The 18,371-nt window shown below is 55.7% G+C and carries 17 protein-coding genes, 1 other RNA gene and 1 riboswitch; of the genes, 9 read left to right on the top strand and 9 right to left on the bottom strand.

What is annotated here, in order from left to right:
* The first annotated feature begins 15 nt into the window (after positions 1-15).
* Positions 16-813: a DUF4465 domain-containing protein gene (locus tag LG198_RS05275; protein ID WP_230342136.1), complete on the top strand. Its 798-nt coding sequence runs from the start codon at positions 16-18 to the stop codon at positions 811-813.
* A 69-nt stretch (positions 814-882) separates the two neighbouring features.
* Positions 883-2,943, top strand: coding sequence for a TonB-dependent receptor (locus tag LG198_RS05280; RefSeq protein WP_230342137.1), 2,061 nt, complete (start codon positions 883-885; stop codon positions 2,941-2,943).
* Here LG198_RS05280 and LG198_RS05285 read toward each other — a convergent pair.
* The 7 genes from LG198_RS05285 to LG198_RS05315 all read right to left on the bottom strand — a co-directional run bounded on the left by LG198_RS05285 (position 2,940) and on the right by LG198_RS05315 (position 12,421).
* Complete coding sequence (locus LG198_RS05285; protein ID WP_230342138.1) at positions 2,940-3,242, bottom strand: DUF2149 domain-containing protein; 303 nt, start codon at positions 3,240-3,242, stop codon at positions 2,940-2,942. The genes LG198_RS05280 and LG198_RS05285 overlap by 4 nt on opposite strands.
* Positions 3,239-3,676: a MotA/TolQ/ExbB proton channel family protein gene (locus tag LG198_RS05290; protein ID WP_230342139.1), complete on the bottom strand. Its 438-nt coding sequence runs from the start codon at positions 3,674-3,676 to the stop codon at positions 3,239-3,241. Before LG198_RS05290 ends, LG198_RS05285 begins: the two co-directional genes overlap by 4 nt.
* Positions 3,677-3,702: 26 nt before the next feature.
* Positions 3,703-8,019 (bottom strand): cobaltochelatase subunit CobN, encoded by a 4,317-nt coding sequence (locus tag LG198_RS05295; RefSeq protein WP_230342140.1) that lies wholly within the window; start codon positions 8,017-8,019, stop codon positions 3,703-3,705.
* Positions 8,016-9,341: a cobyrinate a,c-diamide synthase gene (locus tag LG198_RS05300; RefSeq protein ID WP_230342141.1), complete on the bottom strand. Its 1,326-nt coding sequence runs from the start codon at positions 9,339-9,341 to the stop codon at positions 8,016-8,018. Before LG198_RS05300 ends, LG198_RS05295 begins: the two co-directional genes overlap by 4 nt.
* A complete protein-coding gene (gene cobO, locus LG198_RS05305; protein WP_230342142.1) occupies positions 9,295-9,909 on the bottom strand; it encodes a cob(I)yrinic acid a,c-diamide adenosyltransferase in 615 nt (204 codons plus the stop codon). The genes LG198_RS05300 and cobO overlap by 47 nt, the downstream gene beginning before the upstream one ends.
* Positions 9,906-10,475 carry a hypothetical protein gene (locus LG198_RS05310; RefSeq protein WP_230342143.1) on the bottom strand — a complete coding sequence of 190 codons (570 nt, stop codon included), beginning with the start codon at positions 10,473-10,475 and terminating at the stop codon, positions 9,906-9,908. Before LG198_RS05310 ends, cobO begins: the two co-directional genes overlap by 4 nt.
* Positions 10,476-10,573: 98 nt before the next feature.
* Positions 10,574-12,421, bottom strand: a complete 1,848-nt coding sequence (locus LG198_RS05315) for a TonB-dependent receptor domain-containing protein (RefSeq protein ID WP_230342144.1) — start codon at positions 12,419-12,421, stop codon at positions 10,574-10,576.
* Between the two features lie 127 nt (positions 12,422-12,548).
* Positions 12,549-12,778, bottom strand: a riboswitch (cobalamin riboswitch).
* A 117-nt stretch (positions 12,779-12,895) separates the two neighbouring features.
* Here LG198_RS05315 and LG198_RS05320 point away from each other — a divergent pair.
* From LG198_RS05320 to ssrS, 3 genes are all read left to right on the top strand, one after another.
* The gene (locus tag LG198_RS05320; protein WP_230342145.1) at positions 12,896-13,096 is read left to right on the top strand and encodes a hypothetical protein; all 201 of its coding nucleotides are present in this window, start codon (positions 12,896-12,898) and stop codon (positions 13,094-13,096) included.
* Complete coding sequence (locus LG198_RS05325) at positions 13,093-13,398, top strand: cell division protein ZapA (RefSeq protein WP_230342146.1); 306 nt, start codon at positions 13,093-13,095, stop codon at positions 13,396-13,398. The genes LG198_RS05320 and LG198_RS05325 overlap by 4 nt, the downstream gene beginning before the upstream one ends.
* A gap of 53 nt (positions 13,399-13,451) precedes the next feature.
* Positions 13,452-13,632, top strand: a non-coding RNA gene (gene ssrS, locus LG198_RS14445) — 6S RNA.
* A gap of 73 nt (positions 13,633-13,705) precedes the next feature.
* Here ssrS and LG198_RS05330 read toward each other — a convergent pair.
* Complete coding sequence (locus tag LG198_RS05330) at positions 13,706-14,065, bottom strand: DUF2237 family protein (RefSeq protein WP_230342147.1); 360 nt, start codon at positions 14,063-14,065, stop codon at positions 13,706-13,708.
* A 68-nt stretch (positions 14,066-14,133) separates the two neighbouring features.
* On the opposite strand from LG198_RS05330, the gene LG198_RS05335 reads away from it, so the two are divergent.
* Both LG198_RS05335 and LG198_RS05340 read left to right on the top strand, forming a co-directional pair.
* Entirely contained in the window at positions 14,134-14,592 is a 459-nt protein-coding gene (locus LG198_RS05335) for an EVE domain-containing protein (RefSeq protein WP_230342148.1), read from the top strand.
* Between the two features lie 73 nt (positions 14,593-14,665).
* On the top strand, positions 14,666-15,109 hold the full coding sequence (locus tag LG198_RS05340; RefSeq protein ID WP_230342149.1) for a transcriptional repressor: 444 nt from the start codon (positions 14,666-14,668) through the stop codon (positions 15,107-15,109).
* Between the two features lie 59 nt (positions 15,110-15,168).
* Here the strand turns inward: LG198_RS05340 and ilvA are convergent, their stop codons facing one another.
* Complete coding sequence (gene ilvA / locus LG198_RS05345) at positions 15,169-16,680, bottom strand: threonine ammonia-lyase, biosynthetic (RefSeq protein WP_230342150.1); 1,512 nt, start codon at positions 16,678-16,680, stop codon at positions 15,169-15,171.
* 172 nt (positions 16,681-16,852) lie between these two features.
* On the opposite strand from ilvA, the gene rpiA reads away from it, so the two are divergent.
* Together rpiA and phoU are read left to right on the top strand one after the other, a co-directional pair.
* Entirely contained in the window at positions 16,853-17,512 is a 660-nt protein-coding gene (gene rpiA, locus LG198_RS05350; protein WP_230342151.1) for a ribose-5-phosphate isomerase RpiA, read from the top strand.
* A gap of 119 nt (positions 17,513-17,631) precedes the next feature.
* On the top strand, positions 17,632-18,339 hold the full coding sequence (gene phoU / locus LG198_RS05355) for a phosphate signaling complex protein PhoU (RefSeq protein ID WP_230342152.1): 708 nt from the start codon (positions 17,632-17,634) through the stop codon (positions 18,337-18,339).
* Positions 18,340-18,371 lie beyond the last annotated feature (32 nt).

Raw genomic sequence — 18,371 nt, forward strand, 5'->3', positions numbered from 1 at the left:
TTGAAAGGATAAATCATGATCAAGCAAATGATGGGCGTAATGGCTGCTGGCCTCCTGTTGGCAAGCCAGGCACAGGCTGCTGCGGTTACCAGCACGTTTGAAGACCTCGCGCTGGCGCCAAACAGCAACTACAACGGCGCGGATACCGTGTTCAGAAGCGGCATTGCCAACTTCCAGTTCAATTACGATGAGCTGTATGGCTCCTGGGATGGTTTCACCTATTCCAACCAGACCGATACCACCACTGCTGGCTGGCTCAACCAGTTCAGCGCATACACCGGTGGCGGCGTGGATGGCTCCAGCAATTATGCCGTGGCCTACGTCTCAACGTACTTTGGCAATCAGCCGACCGTTACCTTTGACACTGCTGTGAATGTTGCTGGTGCTTATATCACCAACACTACCTACTCTGTGCTTTCCATCTTGTATGGCGATGATTTTGCCAAGGCATTTGGTGGCGCAAGCGGTAATGATGAAGACTGGTTCAAGCTGACGGCTTACGGTTTTGATGCTGCGGGCAATGACACCGGCTCGGTGGACTTCTATCTTGCGGATTACCGCTTCAGCGATAACTCCCAGGATTACATCGTGAGTGAGTGGACGTTTGTTGATTTCTCCAGCCTGGGTGCTGTCAGCAAGATCACATTTGATGTGACCTCGTCCGACAATCATCCGCAGTTTGGCATCAACACCCCGGCTTATTTCGCGCTGGATAACCTGATTGCCGCCCCAGTGCCTGAGCCAACCCAGACAGCATTGCTGCTGGCTGGCCTTGGCCTGCTGGGTTTCGCTGCACGCAAGCGTCGCAGCTAGTCTGAACCTGCTCTCAAGCAACACCCGCGGTCAGCTTTCCCGGCCGCGGGTGCTTTTTATTGTCTCATCATGAAACACGTCATTTACCGGATATTCTTGTTCCTGTTGGGATGGGCTTGTTTTTTAACAAACGTGCATGCCAGGGAAGCCCTGACCACGCTGGATGAAACCCATGTGCAGGCCAGCAGGGACGGCCCGGATTTCAAGAACCTGCCCCATAGCGTTTCTGTGATCACGGCAGAGGACATTGCGCGCTCCACTGCCAGTTCTGTTTCTGATCTGTTAAGTCGCGAGGCCGGGCTTAACCTCATGAGTTTTTATGGCAGCGATAAAAAAGCGAGTATTGATATCCGCGGCATGGGCGATACTGCTGTCAGCAATGTGCTGATCCTGGTGGATGGCGTCAAGCTCAATGAGTTCGACCTTTCCGGCGCCGATCTCACCACCATTGCCATTTCACAGATCGAGCGAGTTGAAATCCTGAGAGGCGGGGGCTCGGTGGAATATGGCGATGGCGCGGTGGGTGGCGTCATCAATATCATCACCAAGCGTGGCTATGCCGGGCAAAAGGCATCGGCTTCTTTTGAAGCCACTCGTGGGTCTTATGACATGGAGGATTTGCGCGCCAACTTCAGGGGCTCCGCTGGCCCATTCGCGGCTACTGTCAACCTGAGCCAGCTTGATACAGAGGGTTATCGCAAGAACAGTGATTTACGCTCACGCAATGGCTCGGTGGAGTTGCGGTTTATGCCAAATGAGGTGCTGGACATGTATGTCCGGGTTGCCAGCCACAGGGATGAGCATGGGTTTCCTGGCTATGTTTCTCCTGAATTATTCAGGACAGAGCGAGGCCGCCGTAGCACACCATCGCCGTTAGATCGCGGCTGGACGGATGATGATACCTATACATTTGGCCTGAATCTTGATCTAGAGCGTTACGGCAAGTTCATCTTCCAGATGAGCAAGCGTGACCGGGTGAATGATTATGTGATGAGCCCCAATTCAGCAATCCTAATCAAGGAACAATTGGATAGTATCCAGTCCGAACGCAAGGATTACAGCCTGCGTTATGACATTGCATTCAAACTGCTGGGTGGAACACATAGCCTGAGCATGGGGGCAAACAGGCAATTGGGTAATTACGCCCGCTACTCTGGCAGCCAGGCAGCAGGGGCGCATGCAGAGCGTAAGATGGGGGATCTGGATCGCCGTGGCATATTCATCAAAGACACCATTGCACTGCCTGCAAACCTGACGTTGACTGCTGGTGCCCGGGTAGAGTCATTTAGAACCAATATGTCTGATGAACAATATAGCCAGGATTGCCAATGGATTTATATCCCCATTCCGGGAATCTGGGTCAGGGGTCCCTGCAGTCCCTATGCCTATCGCGCCAATAACAGCCAAGGAGGGACATGGCGAAATCACGGTTCTGAGATAGGACTTAACTGGAAACCTGTTGGTAGCCTTGATATTTTTGGCAGTGTCACGCGACATTTCCGTAGCCCGAACATTGACGAGTTGGTGCTGGCTTTGCCTGAACTGAGGCCACAAACCGGGAAAACTGCTGAAATTGGAGTGAGGCTTAATCCAGTCAAGGCCTTATCCATATCCGGAACATTGTTCAAGATGAAGAACGAGGACGAAATTTATTACGGGCCTGACTCTGTACTGGGGCCTGTAAACCGCAATTATGAGGAACCCACCTTGCGTAAGGGCGCGGAGCTTGAAGGAAGTTGGCAGGCGACAGACAATTTGCGCTTGCGCCTCAATGCAGGCTACGTGCAGCCGAAGTTTGTAGGTTCAGGAGCAGATGTACCTCATGTTCCACGTAAAACAGCTAATTTGAATGTTCATTGGTCACCCGTGACTAATCTAAGTTGGACATTTGTTGCCCGCTATGTGGGCAGCAGGTTTGACGGTAATGATATTGATAATACAGAGGTATATCCTAAACTACCTGCCTATGCTGTTTATGACACATCGTTGCGCTATGATTTTGGCAAGTGGGATTTGACAGCAGGTGTCAATAACATCTTTGACAAGGCATATGCAACGATGGGATATAACGCGACCTATTACCCCATGCCAGGGCGTAACGGCTTTGTCAGAGTGAGGTTGCATTTCTAATTTGATGAAGCCGCAGGGTCTTCAATCAATATCAACTTTCCTGTGGCCGGGTCGCGATACACCTGCCCTACCGATTGATATCCGCTACCCGCCGCATTGCGGCTGTTAGTCTCTGGTGCTTCTATCTCGCGGCCCTGCTCAATTTCCTTGGGCTGGACCAGCATGGCCTGCCCGCCTGCACTCAATGCGGCCAGCAAGCCGCAAGCGAATACCAGCATCACGTCTACCAGGTTGACGAGGCTGGCGCGTGGGTCTTCGTCTTCATGGTCAAAGCGGCTCTTGAGGCGCAGTTTGCTCATGACTGTGCTTCCAGGTTTTCAAGTACGTCTTCATACCAGCGGCGGCGCAATTTGCCGACGACCAGGCCGGTGATGCCGGCAATCAGACCCAGCACGGTGGCATCAAACGCAGTGGTGACCGCCTGCGCCAATTGCGCAGGGTTGCCTTGGCCAAGCGCAGCCAGGCCAGGACCGAGCGGGATGATGGTGGCCATGAGGCCGAGCATGGGCGGGATGCGCGATAAGAGGTCGGCGCGTTCCAGCCGGTGGCGTGCGAGCTTGACCACGGCATCCATGTTATTCGAGGCGCGCATGGCCTTGAGGCCGAATAGGCGTTCGCCCACTGCCAGCCCGGCTTCCAGCACGGCAAGAATGACGGAAATCGCCAGGATGGCGATCACAGGTTTGAGCAGCCAGGTAATGGCGTGATGCAGGGTGTCGAGATCAAATGACATGATAGTTTTCCATATCGTGTTGCAATTTAGAACTTGGGTTTGCGCACGCCGAACCAGAGGCCAACCGCAAAGATCGGCAATAGCGCCAGCCACCAGACCCAGTGGTCGCGCACCGATTTGACTGCCACTTCAAATGCGCGTGGTTGGGATGCGACTTCTGGCTCAGGCTTGGCGGCAGGCTCGGGCCTGGCTTCGCGTGGTGGTTGTGCCGGCTTGGCAGCATGTTCCGCAGCTTCAGGCGCAGAGGCAATTTCATCAAGGATAGCGCTGGCGGCATAGCCGGGTGTTGCGTCACCACGTGCCTTGGCGAGTGTTTGCTGCAATGCGGCTGCCGTGTCGCCATCAAGGTACTGGCCCAGCCACTGCCACATCGGATGGTTGGGTGATGTGTGCCCGCTGCCAGGCAAGCCGTTCTTGTTGACCAGCCTTGCCAGATCATTGCCTAGCTGGCGCAGGGTATGGTCGTCGGTATGCCAGAAGCCCTTTTCAGCGGCGACCAGCATGATGGCGAGCATATGTGCCTTTACATGGGCATTGTGTTTTTGCTCCAGGAACGGTTTCAGCCCCAGCTTGAGGCTGTCATCCATGTAGACCTTCTTAACTTCGTCCCAGGCCCAGTCCTTGATGATGTCGGGCCGGGTGACCTGCCAGCCCCAGAGGTTTTCCATGAATTCCTGTCCCATGGTGCGCGCGCCGGAATAGCCGTGCTGCATGAGCGGGCGTATCCAGGCCGGGTTGAGGTAGCGCCCGCGCAGTTCCATCAACAGGGCTGTCTCCAGCGGGTCGTCGCTGAGGTTGTCCGGATCGGTATGGTTGAGGATGCGCGCAGTGGGGCGCCTGCCAGTAACGGTTTCCGTGGCGAGTGACAGGCCGCCGAGGTAGTCGAACGCATCGTTATTGTCCATCAGGCCATAGAGGTTGGAAGCGCGGCCATGATAGGTATTGGCGATGCTGTGCAATGCGGTCCTGAAAACGCCTTGGGCAGGCTGGCCCTGGGCGTCCAGCCCGTAGGCATGGCCCATGCGCGTGAGGTAGGCCTGGCCGAGTTCATTGCGGTCCTTCCAGGTGCCGGAGCGCTCGGTGAGGCGGTTGACGCCTGTGCCGTAGGCGCCCGGGGCATCGCCAAAAATGCGCCATGCGGCTTCACGGCCCGCCTGTGGCAGGGCCAGCCCCTGCTGTTGATGTGCCTGGGTGCGGCGCAGCCATTGCAATGCCACCCCATTGTCAGCAATGGGCTCATCGCCTGATTCAAGGTTGGCGCCCAACGGGGCAAGCGCTTCATCCAGTGCAGGTTGTAACGCGGGATATTCCGCACGGATAGTATTGGCAGATGCTGCCAATGCCAGGCGGCCGCCGGTATCGATCCACTGCATGAGGTTGGGGTAGAGGTCGCGGAATAGGCCGGAAGTGGTGACGATGACATCATGCCTGGCAATACCGGGCTTGAGCTGCATTTTCTGCACGATGCCGCGTGCGTTCCATTCCGGCTCGATTCCCATCAGGCTCAGGATGAAGCTCACCATCACGCCTTCATCGCGCACGGCATCCGAGGCCCAGAGGATCACGCCTTCGCTGTCCTGCACGCTGTCACGCTCGCGCACCTTGGCTGCCATGCTGGCGCCGATCTGAAAGCCCAGGCGGGTCGGCAGCACATCCCCATCCAGCGCATGGAAGTTGCGGCCGGTTGGCAAGGCATCGGGCGAGCGTAGCGGATCGTTGCCCTTGCCGGGAGGCACGAAGCCACCTTTAAGCGCATGCAGCAAGCTTTGCATTTCCAGGTGCGGCGAGGCTGCCAGTTTGTTGCGGGTTTGTTCGCTGACGCCATCGGCCTGGCCGCGTGCCATCGATTCCAGCATCAGGGCAAGTGATTTCTCCGGCCAATCCTTGCCGAAGATATGCAGGCCATGCGGCATGAATTTTTCTTGCAATTTTGTCAGGTAGTGGCCGATTTCGTGTGCAAGCAGGTCGTCGTCAGTCTGCTCGAAGCCAATGCCGCGTACTTCCAGCACATCGGCCATGCTGGCCTCCAGCTCGGCGCGCAATTGCAGGGCTTCAACCAGGCGGCGCATCTCACGCGCGGCTTCGACCTTCATGGTCTCGGAGCTGGACGATTCGTAGCTTTCCACGATCTGGCGCAATTCAAGCAGGCGGTCGTAAAGCGGCGTTGAAGTGAGCGGCGGCGTGAGGTGGTCGACCATCACGGCCAGGCCGCGGCGCTTGGACTGCGTGCCTTCACCCACACCATCGACGATGTAGGGATAGATACCTGGCAGATCGCCCGCAATCAGGCGTGAGTAATCGCTCGCTGCCAGTCCGACAGCCTTGCCCGGCAGAAATTCATAGGTGGAGTGGCGGCCGACGTGCACCAGCGCATCAGCCTTGAACACGCTGCGCAGCCAATGGTAATAGCCCAGGTATTGGTGCGGTGGCGGAATGGTGGTGTTGGCGTGCAGCAACTCCTCATCCACCTCCCAGCCGCGCGGCGGTTGCGGACCGATGAATATATTGCCGAACTGCACGCCTGGGATCAGCAGTTGCCGGTCATGCACCATGACTTTGCCGGGGGCTACGCCCCAGCCGCGCATGCCTTCAATGCCAAGACCGGCGAGCCGGGTTTTTTGCAATGCGAGTGTATTGCAGTTGGTATGTTGCTCCAGGCATTGGAGATAGCGATTATTGAGCGTGTCGAGCTGCTTGAGCGCATTGCTGCGCTCGGGGTGGTCCGCACCTTCGAGCAGGTGGCGCAGCTCGTGCATGGCCTTGTCGAGACGGTTGCGCGCGATGTCGATTTCCCCGGTGCGTTGTGCTGCTACCAGGTCGGCATGCAGCTTGCCCAATGGGCCTTCGACCATCTCCCCGCGTATCTGTGCAGGCAGGGTGCCGAACCAGTTGCGGTAGGCCGTGTCGTCCAGCTTGTTCACCAGCTGGCTCATTTCGGCAAGTGATGCCTGGTCTTCCGGCAGGTTGACGCCGCGTTCCTGCATCAGGTCGAGCAGGGCCTCGGGTGAGCCAGGCAGGTCGCCCGTGTTGTAACCGCTGCGTTGCAATGCATGCAGCATTTCGAACAGCGAGGCAGGCACGTCAAGGTTATCAGCGCCGATGTTCTGGCGGCCGGGAGGATGGTTGTAGTAGATCAGGGCGACTTTCTTCTCGGCATTCGGCTTGCTGCGAAGCTGTTGCCAGTTGAGGCTGCGCTTCACTAGCGACTGCACTTCGGCAGGCAATACCTGCGGCAGCTTCAGTTCGACGCCGGTCAGTTTGTCGATGGTGGCGGGTCCAGCGGCAGCTACCACCAATGGCTGCGAGCTGCCCTGGATTTCCGGCATCGCAACGCGATATTGCACCGAGTTGATCGGCAAGCCGTCTTCCGAAAGCTGCCAGGCGGCGGCGCTGCGGTCGGTGAGGCGTATCGCCTTGTACACCGGTACATCGAGCTTGGTCAGTAACTCGGTCACGGCTTCGCGGCTCTCGGCGGCGCCAACGACAAAATCCTGCAATACAACCAGCCCGCTGGGCGTTGCCGGGGCGAACAGGGTTTTCAGCTTGGCGATGACGTCGCGCGAGGTCTCGCCCCATCGCGCCATGATGGCGACGCACGGCTGGCCATGAGCCTCGCTAGCGGCACAGATGGCATCGGCGGGTTGTGGATCGCTGGTGCTGAGGTCGAGTACGGCGAGCACAGCTTTGCTATTGACTGGAATCCTGGGCGTATCTATTTCCTCGCCACCCTGGCGGAAGCGCACCAGCGGTTCAGGCTGTATTGCGGGCAGGGTGGCGGAAGGATGCAGCAAATGGCGCATAAAAGCGGTGAGGTTGCTGCTGCCGCCAGCCTGCCAGAGGTTGTGCAAACCCAGCCATTGGTTGGCTGCCTTGTGTTGCTGGGCAAGGCTGGCGACTTTTTCCGAGAGGTTGTTCTGGGTCTGGGTCAGGCTCTTGGCATGGGAGAAGCTGCTGACCGGTTCGTCCTGCCAGCGGCTCTGCAAGGACAAGGCGCTATCGCCGTTAAAGGCGATGAAATTACGTGCTTTGCCTGGGCCGAGTTGCAGCAGTTGTGATTGGAGCTGTTGCGAGGTTTCAGCATAGACTGCCACGGCAAATACGGCGTCGGACTCACTCAACCAGCGTTTCAGCGTTTTGCTGTCGGCCGCAAGCACCTGGGATTGCGTGCGCAGGATGATGCGATCCTGCCTGCCGGATTGCTGCAAGGCGCGTTCTGCCGCCATGGCAGCGGCAGGTGCAGTGCGATCCGATACCACACCAAACAAAGTGGCAGCTTGTGCAGGCAACAACTGGCTGGTGGCGAGGATAAGACCGGCGAGGATGGCGTAAATGGAGCGTTTCATCGTGAGAGCAATCGTGCAACGGTCAATGGATTGGACGGAAAATAAAAATGCAGATAGCTCGCGGTGAGGCTGCCATGGCGGTAGATAGCCTCGCCAGCCTTGCCGCGCTGCGTTGTCGCCTGGGCATAAGCGGGCAAGGTACTGTCAAAGCGCGAGTAGTGGAAGGTATGGGCGTTGAGCTTGCCTTCCGGCAACTCGGCAAACTGCACGCCGAGTCCCTGGAATCTGGGTTGCATGCTGCAATGTCCTGGCAGCAGCCCAAACGCTGGCTGCTGGTTGATGCTTTCGCTTGCGGCCATCATGCCGCCGCATTCGGCGAGCATGGGCATGCCTTGCTGCCAGGCCGAATGCAATGCGGCGCGCATGGCATGGTTGCTGCCCAATTGCGTCCGATGCAACTCCGGATAGCCGCCTGGCAGCCAGATGGCATCTGTTGCCGGTGGCAGCTCGCTGTCATGCAGCGGCGAGAAGAATACGATCTCGGCGCCCAGCGCTTGCAGGCAATTGAGGTTGGCGGGGTAGATAAAGCAAAAAGCTTCATCACGGGCAATGGCAATCTTTCGGCCTGCCAGCAGTGGGGAAAATGGCTGTACCGGAGGGAGTTCGAACACCGCTGCAGGCGGTAATGGCAACGGCCCTGATTCTGTCAGCAGTTCGGCAGCCTGTGCAATGCGCTGGTCGAGATCGCTGATTTCATCTGCACGGAATAACCCAAGATGCCGCTCCGGCAGCGTCAGCGCTTCCCGTTTTTGCAATGCGCCCAGCCAGGGAATGTTGGCTGGCAGGCTGTCGCGCAATAACTGACCGTGATGGGCGCTGCCAGTGCGGTTGGCGATTACGCCAGCCGGTTTTAATTCAGGCATATGGCTATAGAGCCCTGCTGCCAATGCGCCAAAGGTTTGTGCCATGCCGCTCGCATCAATGGCGAGTGCAACGGGTAACCGGAATTGCGCGGCGATATCGGCGCTGCTGGGGCTGCCGTCATACAAGCCCATCACGCCTTCCACCAGGATGACATCGGTCTGGCTGGCCGCTTGATACAGTCTGGAGGCAATATCGTCCGCGCCGCACATGGCGAGGTCGAGGTTGTAGACCGGCTGTCCAGTGGCGGTTTGCAGGATCATCGGATCGAGGAAGTCCGGGCCGCACTTGAATGTCTGGACTTTAAAGCCTTGGTTGCGCCAGGCATGTGCCAGTGCTGCGGCAACCAGGGTCTTGCCTTGATTGGAGGCAGGGGCTGAGATCAGCAGGCTAGGACAGCTGATGGTCACAGCGCTACCACTCAATGCCGGACATGGCCTGCACGCCGTTCTTGAACGCATGCTTGACCATGGTCATGTCGGTGACGGTATCCGCCTGGGCAATCAACTCCGGCTGGGCAGCACGGCCGGTGACGACGACATGCTGCATGGCTGGGCGTGCGGCAATGTCAGCCAGCACTTCCTGCAGGTCAAGATAGTGGTATTTGAGGACGATGTTGAGTTCATCGAGGATGACGACGCCGACGCTTTCGTCCTTGAGGGCTGCCTGGGCCGCTTGCCAGCCTTGTCTGGCGGCAGCAATGTCGCGATCACGGTTCTGCGTTTCCCAGGTGAAGCCTTCTCCCATGACATGCCAGCTGACATTGGGCTGGTTGCGGAAAAAGGCTTCTTCGCCGGTGTCGGACCGGCCTTTGACAAACTGCACTACCACGGCCTTCATGCCGTGGCCAAGTGCGCGGGCAAGCAAGCCGAAGGCTGCGGTGGATTTGCCCTTGCCGTTCCCGGTATTGACCAGGAACAGGCCACGCTCGATGCGGGCGGCTTCTATCTTGGCATCAACGATGGTTTTTTTGCGCGCCATCCGGTCTGAATGGCGCTGGTTGAGGTCTGGTTTTTCCTGGTCGGTCATGCGGTTCGTTTGTTGTCAGCGTAGAGCGCCTTCACCACAATATGGATGATGGCGGCAGTCGCCACGTAGAAAGCCAGGGTTCCCAGCGATGATGGGTAGTATTTGGCGATACGTGGCAGGAATTCAGCCAGGGTAGGGTCGGTATAACGGCCGGAGAAGAAGTAGAACCCGCCGCTGGAGAATAGGTGGCAGATAAAGCTGCTAGCGATAACGGTAGCAGCCAGTGTGGCGATGCTCTTGAATGCAAACTGGTAGTGCTTGGCAAACCAGCGTCCACCCAGCCAGAGGCTGCCGTAGGCAGGCAAGAGGAAACCATAGGCAGGCGAGGTGCAGAAACCGTCGACGCCGCCCCAGGTCACAGCAGCAAAATCAAGCCCCGCAGCCAATGCCAGCAAGGCAGGGAATACCCATACCGGACGCAGATAAACGCCAGCCAGGAAGAATACGGCCCAGGATGCGCTGGGCAGGTGGTTGATCGCAGCAAAATGATGGCCGCGCGTCAGGATGAGCAGGGCGGCGAGTAAGAGGCCGATCATGATTTGGTGGTTCTTGTTGAGTGTCAGCATGGTTGTCTTCCTTGGGCTGGTGTCAGTTAATCAAATAACGCTGAATTTTAACTGAAATTCCCAGCCGGTTTCTGCTTTATTGGCAGCCAGAAAAGTATTCAAAACGCAGGCCCATAACGCACGGAGACAAACAGGTTGGCTCCAAAGGTGCCGTAATCCTTGGCCAGTTCGTATTTGCGGTCAAACAGGTTGTTGATCCTAGCATTCAGCGACCAATCGTCATTAATACGGTAATTGGTATAAAGATTGACCAGCGTGTAGCCAGCCATCCTCACAGTATTGGATGTGTCGTTATAGCGATGGGAGCTGCTTTCAATCTCGCTGCCCATTTCCCAGTCATGGATACGTTTGCTGACCGCAAATGTGCCATGCTCTTTGGCCCGCCTTGGCAGCAAGTTGCCTGTATCCGCATCTTCCGGGCGCTGGAAATCGCCATTGGCGCGGATATTGAAACCCGCCAATATGCCTTGGTAACTCAAGGTCAAACCAGAGAGTCTTGCCTGGTTGACATTCTGGGCGACATTCGTGAAGTTGTTACCTGTCCTCGGGTTGATGATCAGGTTGTCCACTTCGTTGAGGTAATAAGTGGCTGCCACATGATGGTTGCCATTGTCGTACTTCAAGCCGATTTCCTTGTTGCGTGACTCTTCCGGCTTGAGGTTGGGATTGCCGAAATTTGGGTAATAGAGCTGGTTGAATGTAGGGGCGGCAAAGGCTGTGCCATAAGCAGCATTCGCTTTCCAGCGTGGCGTAATCTCGTAGGCGTAGGCCACGCTGCCGGTGGTCTTGTTGCCGAATTGCGAATTGTCGTCATTACGCAGGTTGACCTGCACATTATGCTTGTCGAATCGTTTTTGCCAGCCAACCAGGTAAGACTGGATATTGCGTTGGTCTTCGGGTAGTGCGTTAGGCACGGTTTCGGCTTTTTGCTCCCGGCGTTCTATTCCCAAATTGAACGTCCCCCAGGAGGTATTCAATGTGTTTTGCCAAAGGTACTGATCCTGCGTGGTCTTGATGCTGTTGCTGGTCGTTCGCGTCGGCTGCTTGGAGTATGACGTGAGATCATCAATCCCTCGCGAGAATGTGACCAGGCTGGTCCAGTAATCGGTAAAGCGGTTCTTGCTATGGACGGTATAGGTGGACAAGGTCTGGTCGATATATTGGTCGTATCGAGCTGTGGTCGCGCTGGTACCATCATTAAAGTTTCGACCATCGCTTATCAAAATGCCAAAGCCAATTTCGTGGTTTTCACCGAAATGCTGAGTCAGCTTGGCAGCAATATTCTGGTTACGGTAGCCATCGATATCCTTGTTATAGCCGGGAGCATTCTTGTTGCGCACGGCGCTGATGCCATGCACATGGGTCATCCCTCCTTGCAGGCTGTAGCTGGTGTTTCCGATGCGTCCGCTCACCCCGGCTTCCCCGATTGCTGTGCCATAAGTGCCAAGCCCTACGGAAGCGTTGAACCTGGGAGTCCCTTTACCTTGCTTGGTGAAAATCTGGATGACGCCGCCAATGGCATCGGCACCGTAAAGGCTGCTAGCTGGTCCGCGCAGGATTTCCACGCGTTCTATCTGGCTCAATGGGATATGCTGGATTGCTGTCGTGCCGGTGGTGGCGGAACTGACCCTGACGCCGTCCACTAATATCAGGGTATGGGTAGGATTGGCGCCGCGGATGAAAATATCCGAACTTTTGCCTACGCCGCCATTGCTGGCGATTTCTATACCTGGCTGCTGATTCAATAATTCCAGCAAGGTGGTCTGGCCTGCCTTCTGGATTTGCTCTTCAGTGATTATCGAGACATCGCCGAGAACTTCACTGCTCTTCTGCTCAGTACGCGAGGCAGTCACTACTGTATCTTCCAGCTTGATTTCGGCTGCGTTGACGTAAGTCGAGAAGAAGATTGAAGCCAAGGCAATATTGCCCAGAGAATAACGAAACATCTAGATTGCAAACTCCGCAAAGCACCTGCGTCCCGCAGGATGGTTTTATTGGGGGAGCGATCTATCTGGCGTGACGTTTTCCCGGCTCAGGCGAGGCGGTTTCCGGTCAAGCTGCCTCCCCGCAGCACTTCCTTATTGTTTTGAGGCCGGTCTCCGGGCTTGCAAGATTAAAGAACATATCGCCTTCCCATGAGTAGTATCACAGTGGCATCTGATATATCCGTGGCTTGCTTACCGTTGCGGGGGCAGCACAGGCATTGTTGATTGCATCATGAGGATGCGATTGACTCACCTGTTTCCCAGTTTCACCCTTGTCGCCATGAACAGGCCAAGGGCACCTTAAAACTTGCTGCCGATTATAAAGGATTTGCACTTTATGCGGTGAAATAAGTTATTACCATAAGATATTGTAAACATGTCATAAATTCCGCAGTGCAGTTGACCATGTGCTGATTTTGCAATTATAGTGGCGTCATGAATGCTGATTTGATCACGTTGGAAGAAAAGCTCGCGCAGCTGATATCCCTATGTCAATTATTGCGCGCTGAAAATCTTGAGCTCCGTCAGGAGCTTGTGCGGTCCCAGGATGACAACAAGCAGTTAAAGGAGAATATGGAGCTTGCCAGCCATAAGCTGCAGGCCCTGATCGAGCGTCTTCCGGAGGGAACCATATGAGTAGCGTGCGCGGAGTCGATGTCAGCATTATGGGGCGCGATCTGACCATCGCATGTACCGATGAAGAGCGCGAGGCGTTGTTGCGCTCGGTGGATTACCTTGACAAAAAGATGCGCGAAATTCGCGATACCGGCAAGGTGATTGGTGCAGAGAAGATTGCCATCATGGCCGCGCTCAATATTGCACACGAGTTACTGACTGCCAATATCGGCGGTTTTGACATTGGCGATTTCAAGCGTAGAATCACTTCCATGCAGGAACAGATTGACGCTGTCGTCGGAGAACAGAACCAGCTTTTCTAGCAGTGTCTGTTCCCGGAGTTTTCAAGAAGCTGCACTGTGTGGTTTCTTCCCTTTGTTCCCTGCGGTGTTGTCCGGATCATAGATTCCTTGAACCATAATTTTGGCTTTGGTTTCGGTCTGTTAAGTAACAGTGTGCGCGCTCCGATGCGGGTGTACCTAACGTAGCTTAAGGTCGTTACCACTTGAACCGTACAGGTTCAGGATGCCGGTCCGGGTGGCATTTGCGGGGAACTCCCTATTCATACGGCTTTGCCTTCAAACGTATAACCGCCTTGTTATATGCTTAGAGGCAAAACCGTATCAATTGTTATCTCAGCGCGTGATATTTGAGGTCGCCCAAGTTGACGACTTCCAGCGCGCGTTCATGCGTTGCCTCAAGGATGACGGGCGGTGCAAATCCTGCCTCTGCTGCTTCGTGCCAGCGCGAGGCGCACAGGCACCAGCGGTCGCCCGGCATCAGGCCGGGAAATCCGTATTCCGGCCGTGGCGTGCTGAGGTCATTGCCTTTCGAGACTGAAAATGCCAGGAACTCCTCGGTCATCATGGCGCACACCGTGTGGCTGCCAATATCTTCAGGCCCGGTTTCGCAACTGCCGCTTCGGGTGAAACCGGTTAACGGGTCGGTGCTGCAGGATTGTAATGTGGTGCCGAGAACGTTTCGGGCCATACTGTTGACTCTGAATTTCAATGTGAACTCGGGTTATCATACGGAATCTGTGTTGATTTGAGAATTTCATGCGTTACTGGTTGATGAAATCCGAGCCATCCGATGTTTCCATCGATGATCTGGCATCCTTCCCCAATCAGTCTGTGGACTGGTATGGCGTGCGCAATTATCAGGCGCGCAATTTCATGCGCGACCAGATGAAGGTCGGTGACGGCGTGTTGTTCTATCATTCCAATTGCGCGGAGCCTGGCATTGTCGGTATTGCCGAAGTCAGCAAGCTGGCTTATCCGGACCGCTTGCAGTTTATCGAGGGGCATAAGTACTATGACCCCAAGGCTACACCAGAAAGCCCGCGTTGGTTTAATGTGGATGTCAAACTGGTGAGAAAAACGCGTTTGTTGAGCCTGAAAGAGTTGCGTGAAACGCCGGAGTTGCAAAACTTGCGTATCCTGCAACGCGGCAATCGGTTATCGATTACACCGGTGGATCCCAGGGATTGGGAGTTCATCATGAAGTTATTGGCCTAGTCCGTGCTTGGCAGTATCACGATGCGTGATATGCTATTGCAGCGTCAGGCATCAATTCATTAAGGAGATGATAGTGGGTACAAAAAGAGAAGATGGCGTGGTTGATCCGCACCAGGATCTGAGGAACAGCGGGTTGAAAATCACCTTGCCACGGCTCAAGGTGCTGGATATCTTCCGTAATAGCGAGCAGCGCCACCTGGCGGCTGAAGATGTTTACCGTATCCTGATTACCGAGCATTCAGAGTTCGGCCTGGCAACGGTTTACCGTGTGCTGGCCCAATTTGAACAGACTGGACTCCTGAAAAAGAGCCAGCTGGGGAACAACAAGGCCGTGTACGAGCTGAATGACGGCGAAGAACACCATGGCCACCTGGTGAGCACCAGCACTGGCGAGGTAAGGGAGTTCTACGATCTCGGTATCGAAGAGCGCCTCAAGGTCATTGTGCGTGAACTCGGCTATGAGTTGACCGATTACGATATTACCGCTTACGGTACCCCGATTGTCGACAAGGGCTGATCAGGCCCATGCCGGCCGATGGCCGGCATGGGTATTGGCTAAAAGACAGTGAGCAAGCTTTAACCCAGGAATAGTTTGTAGGCCGGGTTATCGCTTTCATTCCAGTAGGGATAACCCAGGTTCTCGAGAAACTGGGTGAACTCCTTCTCTTCGCCGGGCGGCACTTGCATGCCGACCAGAACCCGGCCGAAATCCGCACCATGGTTGCGATAATGGAACAGGCTGATGTTCCAGTCATGGCGCATGCTGTCCAGGAAGTTCATCAACGCGCCGGGTTTCTCCGGGAATTCGAAACGGTATACCTGTTCATGTTCCGCCTGGGGCGCATGGCCACCAACGAGATGGCGCAAATGCAGCTTGGCGACCTCGTTCTCACTCAGGTCCAGCGCAGGCAGGCCGTGCTGCTGCAGTTGCTCAACCAGCTTGCCCGATTCGCTCGGGTCATGGATGGCGACACCGACATAGATATGGGCCTTGTGCGCGTCTGCATAGCGGTAATTGAATTCCGTGATATTGCGGTTGCCGATCAGGCGACAGAATTGCTTAAATGAGCCGGGAGTTTCCGGGATGGTGACGGCCAGGACGGCTTCGCGCTTTTCGCCGATCTCGGCACGCTCGGCCACAAAGCGCAGGCGGTCAAAGCTCATGTTGGCACCAGAAGCCACGGCCACCAGATTTTTGGCTTGCAAGCCATGCTGCTGAGCATAAGCCTTGAGACCTGCCAGCGCCAGCGCACCAGTAGGCTCCAAAATCGCACGTGTGTCTTCAAAGACGTCCTTGATCGCAGCGCAGATGGCGTCATTGTCGACCAGGATCATTTCATCCACATATTGCTGGCAAACGCGGAAAGTTTCCTCGCCGACCAGCTTCACTGCCTTGCCATCGGCAAACAGGCCCACCTGGTCTAGCGTTACGCGTTTTCCTTGCTGCAAGGAGAGCGTCATGGCGTTGGCATCATTGACTTCCACGCCGATCACCTTGATTTCCGGACGCACTGCCTTGATATAGGCCGCCACGCCCGCGATCAGGCCGCCGCCGCCTACCGGGCAAAAGATGGCCTCAATCGGGTCAGGATGATCCTGCAGGATTTCCACTGCCACGGTGCCTTGCCCCGCGATCACATCCGGATCGTCAAAGGGGTGCACAAAGGTGAGTTGTTGTTCGTCCATCAACTGCAAGGCGTGGTTGTAGGCATCGGTGTAGGATTCCCCTGCGAGCACGACTTCCCCGCCACGATTGCGCACCGCGTCTATCTTGATCTTGGGCGTAGTGACCGGCATGACGATTACGGCGCGGCAACCGGCATTCTTGGCTGCCAGCGCAACACCTTGCGCATGATTGCCTGCAGATGCGGTGATCACGCCACGTGCTAATGCGTCTGTCGACAGTTGTGCCATCTTGTTGTAGGCGCCACGCAGCTTGAATGAAAATACCGGCTGCATATCCTCTCGCTTGAGCAACACTTGGTTGTGGATACGACGGGAAATATTGGGTAGCAGGTCCAGCGGGGTTTTGCTGGCCACGTCGTAAACACGCGCGGATTTGATTTTCTGCAGATAATCGATTTTCATTGGGGACGTTGTCCAGGGCTGCACTGTGCAGTGCGGCAGTGTATGATTGAGGGGTTTGGTTCAAAAGAACCTGAATTATAAAGAAAACGCAGGGCCTGCAAAACGTTGCGCTTGTTTATAAAGCGCATGCAAGTGCCTGATATGGTAACAAGCAAATAAAAGGTTTGGATAAATGGCTACACAAGACGAATTGAAACAACAGGTTGCCAAGGCGGCCGTAGAGTATGTCAAGGGCGGCATTATTGGTGTGGGCACGGGTTCCACCGCCAACTTCTTTATTGACGAGCTGGCCAAGGTCAAGAGCCGTATCGACGGTGCCGTCGCCAGCTCTGAGGCGACTGCCCAGCGGCTGCGTGGCCATGGCATTGAGGTATTCGATCTCAACGCTGTGGACGGCATGGAAATTTATGTGGATGGTGCGGATGAAATCACCGAGCATATGCACATGCTCAAGGGCGGTGGCGGTGCGCTGACCCGCGAAAAGATCGTGGCAGCCTGTGCCAAGGATTTTATCTGTATCTGCGACCAGAGCAAGCTGGTACCCGTGCTTGGCAAGTTCCCGCTGCCGGTTGAGGTGATCCCGATGGCGCGCGGTCATGTGGCACGCGAACTGGTCAAGCTCGGCGGCCAGCCCCAGCTGCGTGATTTCACCACTGACAACGGCAATGTCATTCTTGATGTGCATGGCCTCACTATACTCAATCCTGTTGAGCTGGAATCCAAGATCAACGAGATCGTTGGCGTTGTGACCAACGGTTTGTTTGCAGTTCGTCCAGCCAATGTATTGTTGTTGGCGACTGCGGATGGCGTCAGGACTTTGACTGCCAAGTAAGTAACGCGCACCAGTTCAACATTAAATTGTCATAATCGGCAATTAGACTACAACGTTGACTCAATCTCTGGCCGGCAGTAGCGCAGCCTGGCCAGGTTATTCACGGAAGGGATCGCGTTATGCAATTTGAACATACATACAAGCAATATGATGCCGAGCTGGAATCAGTCCGTGCCAAGGTGCTGGAAATGGGCGGTTTGGTTGAACAGCAAATCGTCAACGCGCTGGATGCCCTGGTGAATGTCAACCTTACGCTTGCGGACAAGGTAATTGCCAACGATCACAGGGTCAATGCACTGGAAGTCCAGGTGGACGAGGATTGTAGCCATATCATTGCCCGTCGTCAGCCAGCAGCAGGCGACTTGCGCATGATCATGATGGTGGTCAAGACCATTACCGACCTGGAGCGTATCGGCGATGAAGCAACCAAGATCGCCCGCGTAGCGCAAAAGGTATCCGAGTCCGGGCGCCTCTATACGCCGCGTTTCAACGAGATCAAGACCATGGTTGGCCATGTGCGCGAAATGCTGCGTACCGCGCTGGATGCCTTTGCCCGCCTGGACGTGACCAAGACCGTGGATGTGGCGCGCCAGGATGAACAGGTGGATGAGCAGTTTCGTGCGGCCATGCGCCAGCTGATCACCTTCATGCTGGAAGATCCGCGTACCATTTCCATGTCGCTGGAAGTGTTGTTTGTTGCCAAGGCAATCGAGCGCATCGGCGACCATGCCAAGAACATTGCCGAATATGTGATCTACATGGTAAAAGGCAAGGACGTGCGCCATACCACGGTACAGGAGATGGAGCGCGAAGCCCAAGAGCCCTGAGCCGTTCCATAACGGCAAACGGCTTACCGTTT

It is taken from the genome of Methylobacillus arboreus (assembly GCF_020532725.1).
GTDB lineage: Bacteria > Pseudomonadota > Gammaproteobacteria > Burkholderiales > Methylophilaceae > Methylobacillus > Methylobacillus arboreus.

Excerpts from the sequence above, each read along its gene's own strand:
- LG198_RS05275 (WP_230342136.1), top strand. The coding sequence starts at position 16 with ATGATCAAGCAAATGATGGGCGTAATGGCTGCTGGCCTCCTGTTGGCA.
- LG198_RS05280 (WP_230342137.1), top strand. The coding sequence starts at position 883 with ATGAAACACGTCATTTACCGGATATTCTTGTTCCTGTTGGGATGGGCT.
- LG198_RS05285 (WP_230342138.1), bottom strand. The coding sequence starts at position 3,242 with ATGAGCAAACTGCGCCTCAAGAGCCGCTTTGACCATGAAGACGAAGAC.
- LG198_RS05290 (WP_230342139.1), bottom strand. The coding sequence starts at position 3,676 with ATGTCATTTGATCTCGACACCCTGCATCACGCCATTACCTGGCTGCTC.
- LG198_RS05295 (WP_230342140.1), bottom strand. The coding sequence starts at position 8,019 with ATGAAACGCTCCATTTACGCCATCCTCGCCGGTCTTATCCTCGCCACC.
- LG198_RS05300 (WP_230342141.1), bottom strand. The coding sequence starts at position 9,341 with ATGCGTTCAAGAACGGCGTGCAGGCCATGTCCGGCATTGAGTGGTAGC.
- cobO (WP_230342142.1), bottom strand. The coding sequence starts at position 9,909 with ATGACCGACCAGGAAAAACCAGACCTCAACCAGCGCCATTCAGACCGG.
- LG198_RS05310 (WP_230342143.1), bottom strand. The coding sequence starts at position 10,475 with ATGCTGACACTCAACAAGAACCACCAAATCATGATCGGCCTCTTACTC.
- LG198_RS05315 (WP_230342144.1), bottom strand. The coding sequence starts at position 12,421 with ATGTTTCGTTATTCTCTGGGCAATATTGCCTTGGCTTCAATCTTCTTC.
- LG198_RS05320 (WP_230342145.1), top strand. The coding sequence starts at position 12,896 with ATGAATGCTGATTTGATCACGTTGGAAGAAAAGCTCGCGCAGCTGATA.
- LG198_RS05325 (WP_230342146.1), top strand. The coding sequence starts at position 13,093 with ATGAGTAGCGTGCGCGGAGTCGATGTCAGCATTATGGGGCGCGATCTG.
- LG198_RS05330 (WP_230342147.1), bottom strand. The coding sequence starts at position 14,065 with ATGGCCCGAAACGTTCTCGGCACCACATTACAATCCTGCAGCACCGAC.
- LG198_RS05335 (WP_230342148.1), top strand. The coding sequence starts at position 14,134 with ATGCGTTACTGGTTGATGAAATCCGAGCCATCCGATGTTTCCATCGAT.
- ilvA (WP_230342150.1), bottom strand. The coding sequence starts at position 16,680 with ATGAAAATCGATTATCTGCAGAAAATCAAATCCGCGCGTGTTTACGAC.
- rpiA (WP_230342151.1), top strand. The coding sequence starts at position 16,853 with ATGGCTACACAAGACGAATTGAAACAACAGGTTGCCAAGGCGGCCGTA.
- phoU (WP_230342152.1), top strand. The coding sequence starts at position 17,632 with ATGCAATTTGAACATACATACAAGCAATATGATGCCGAGCTGGAATCA.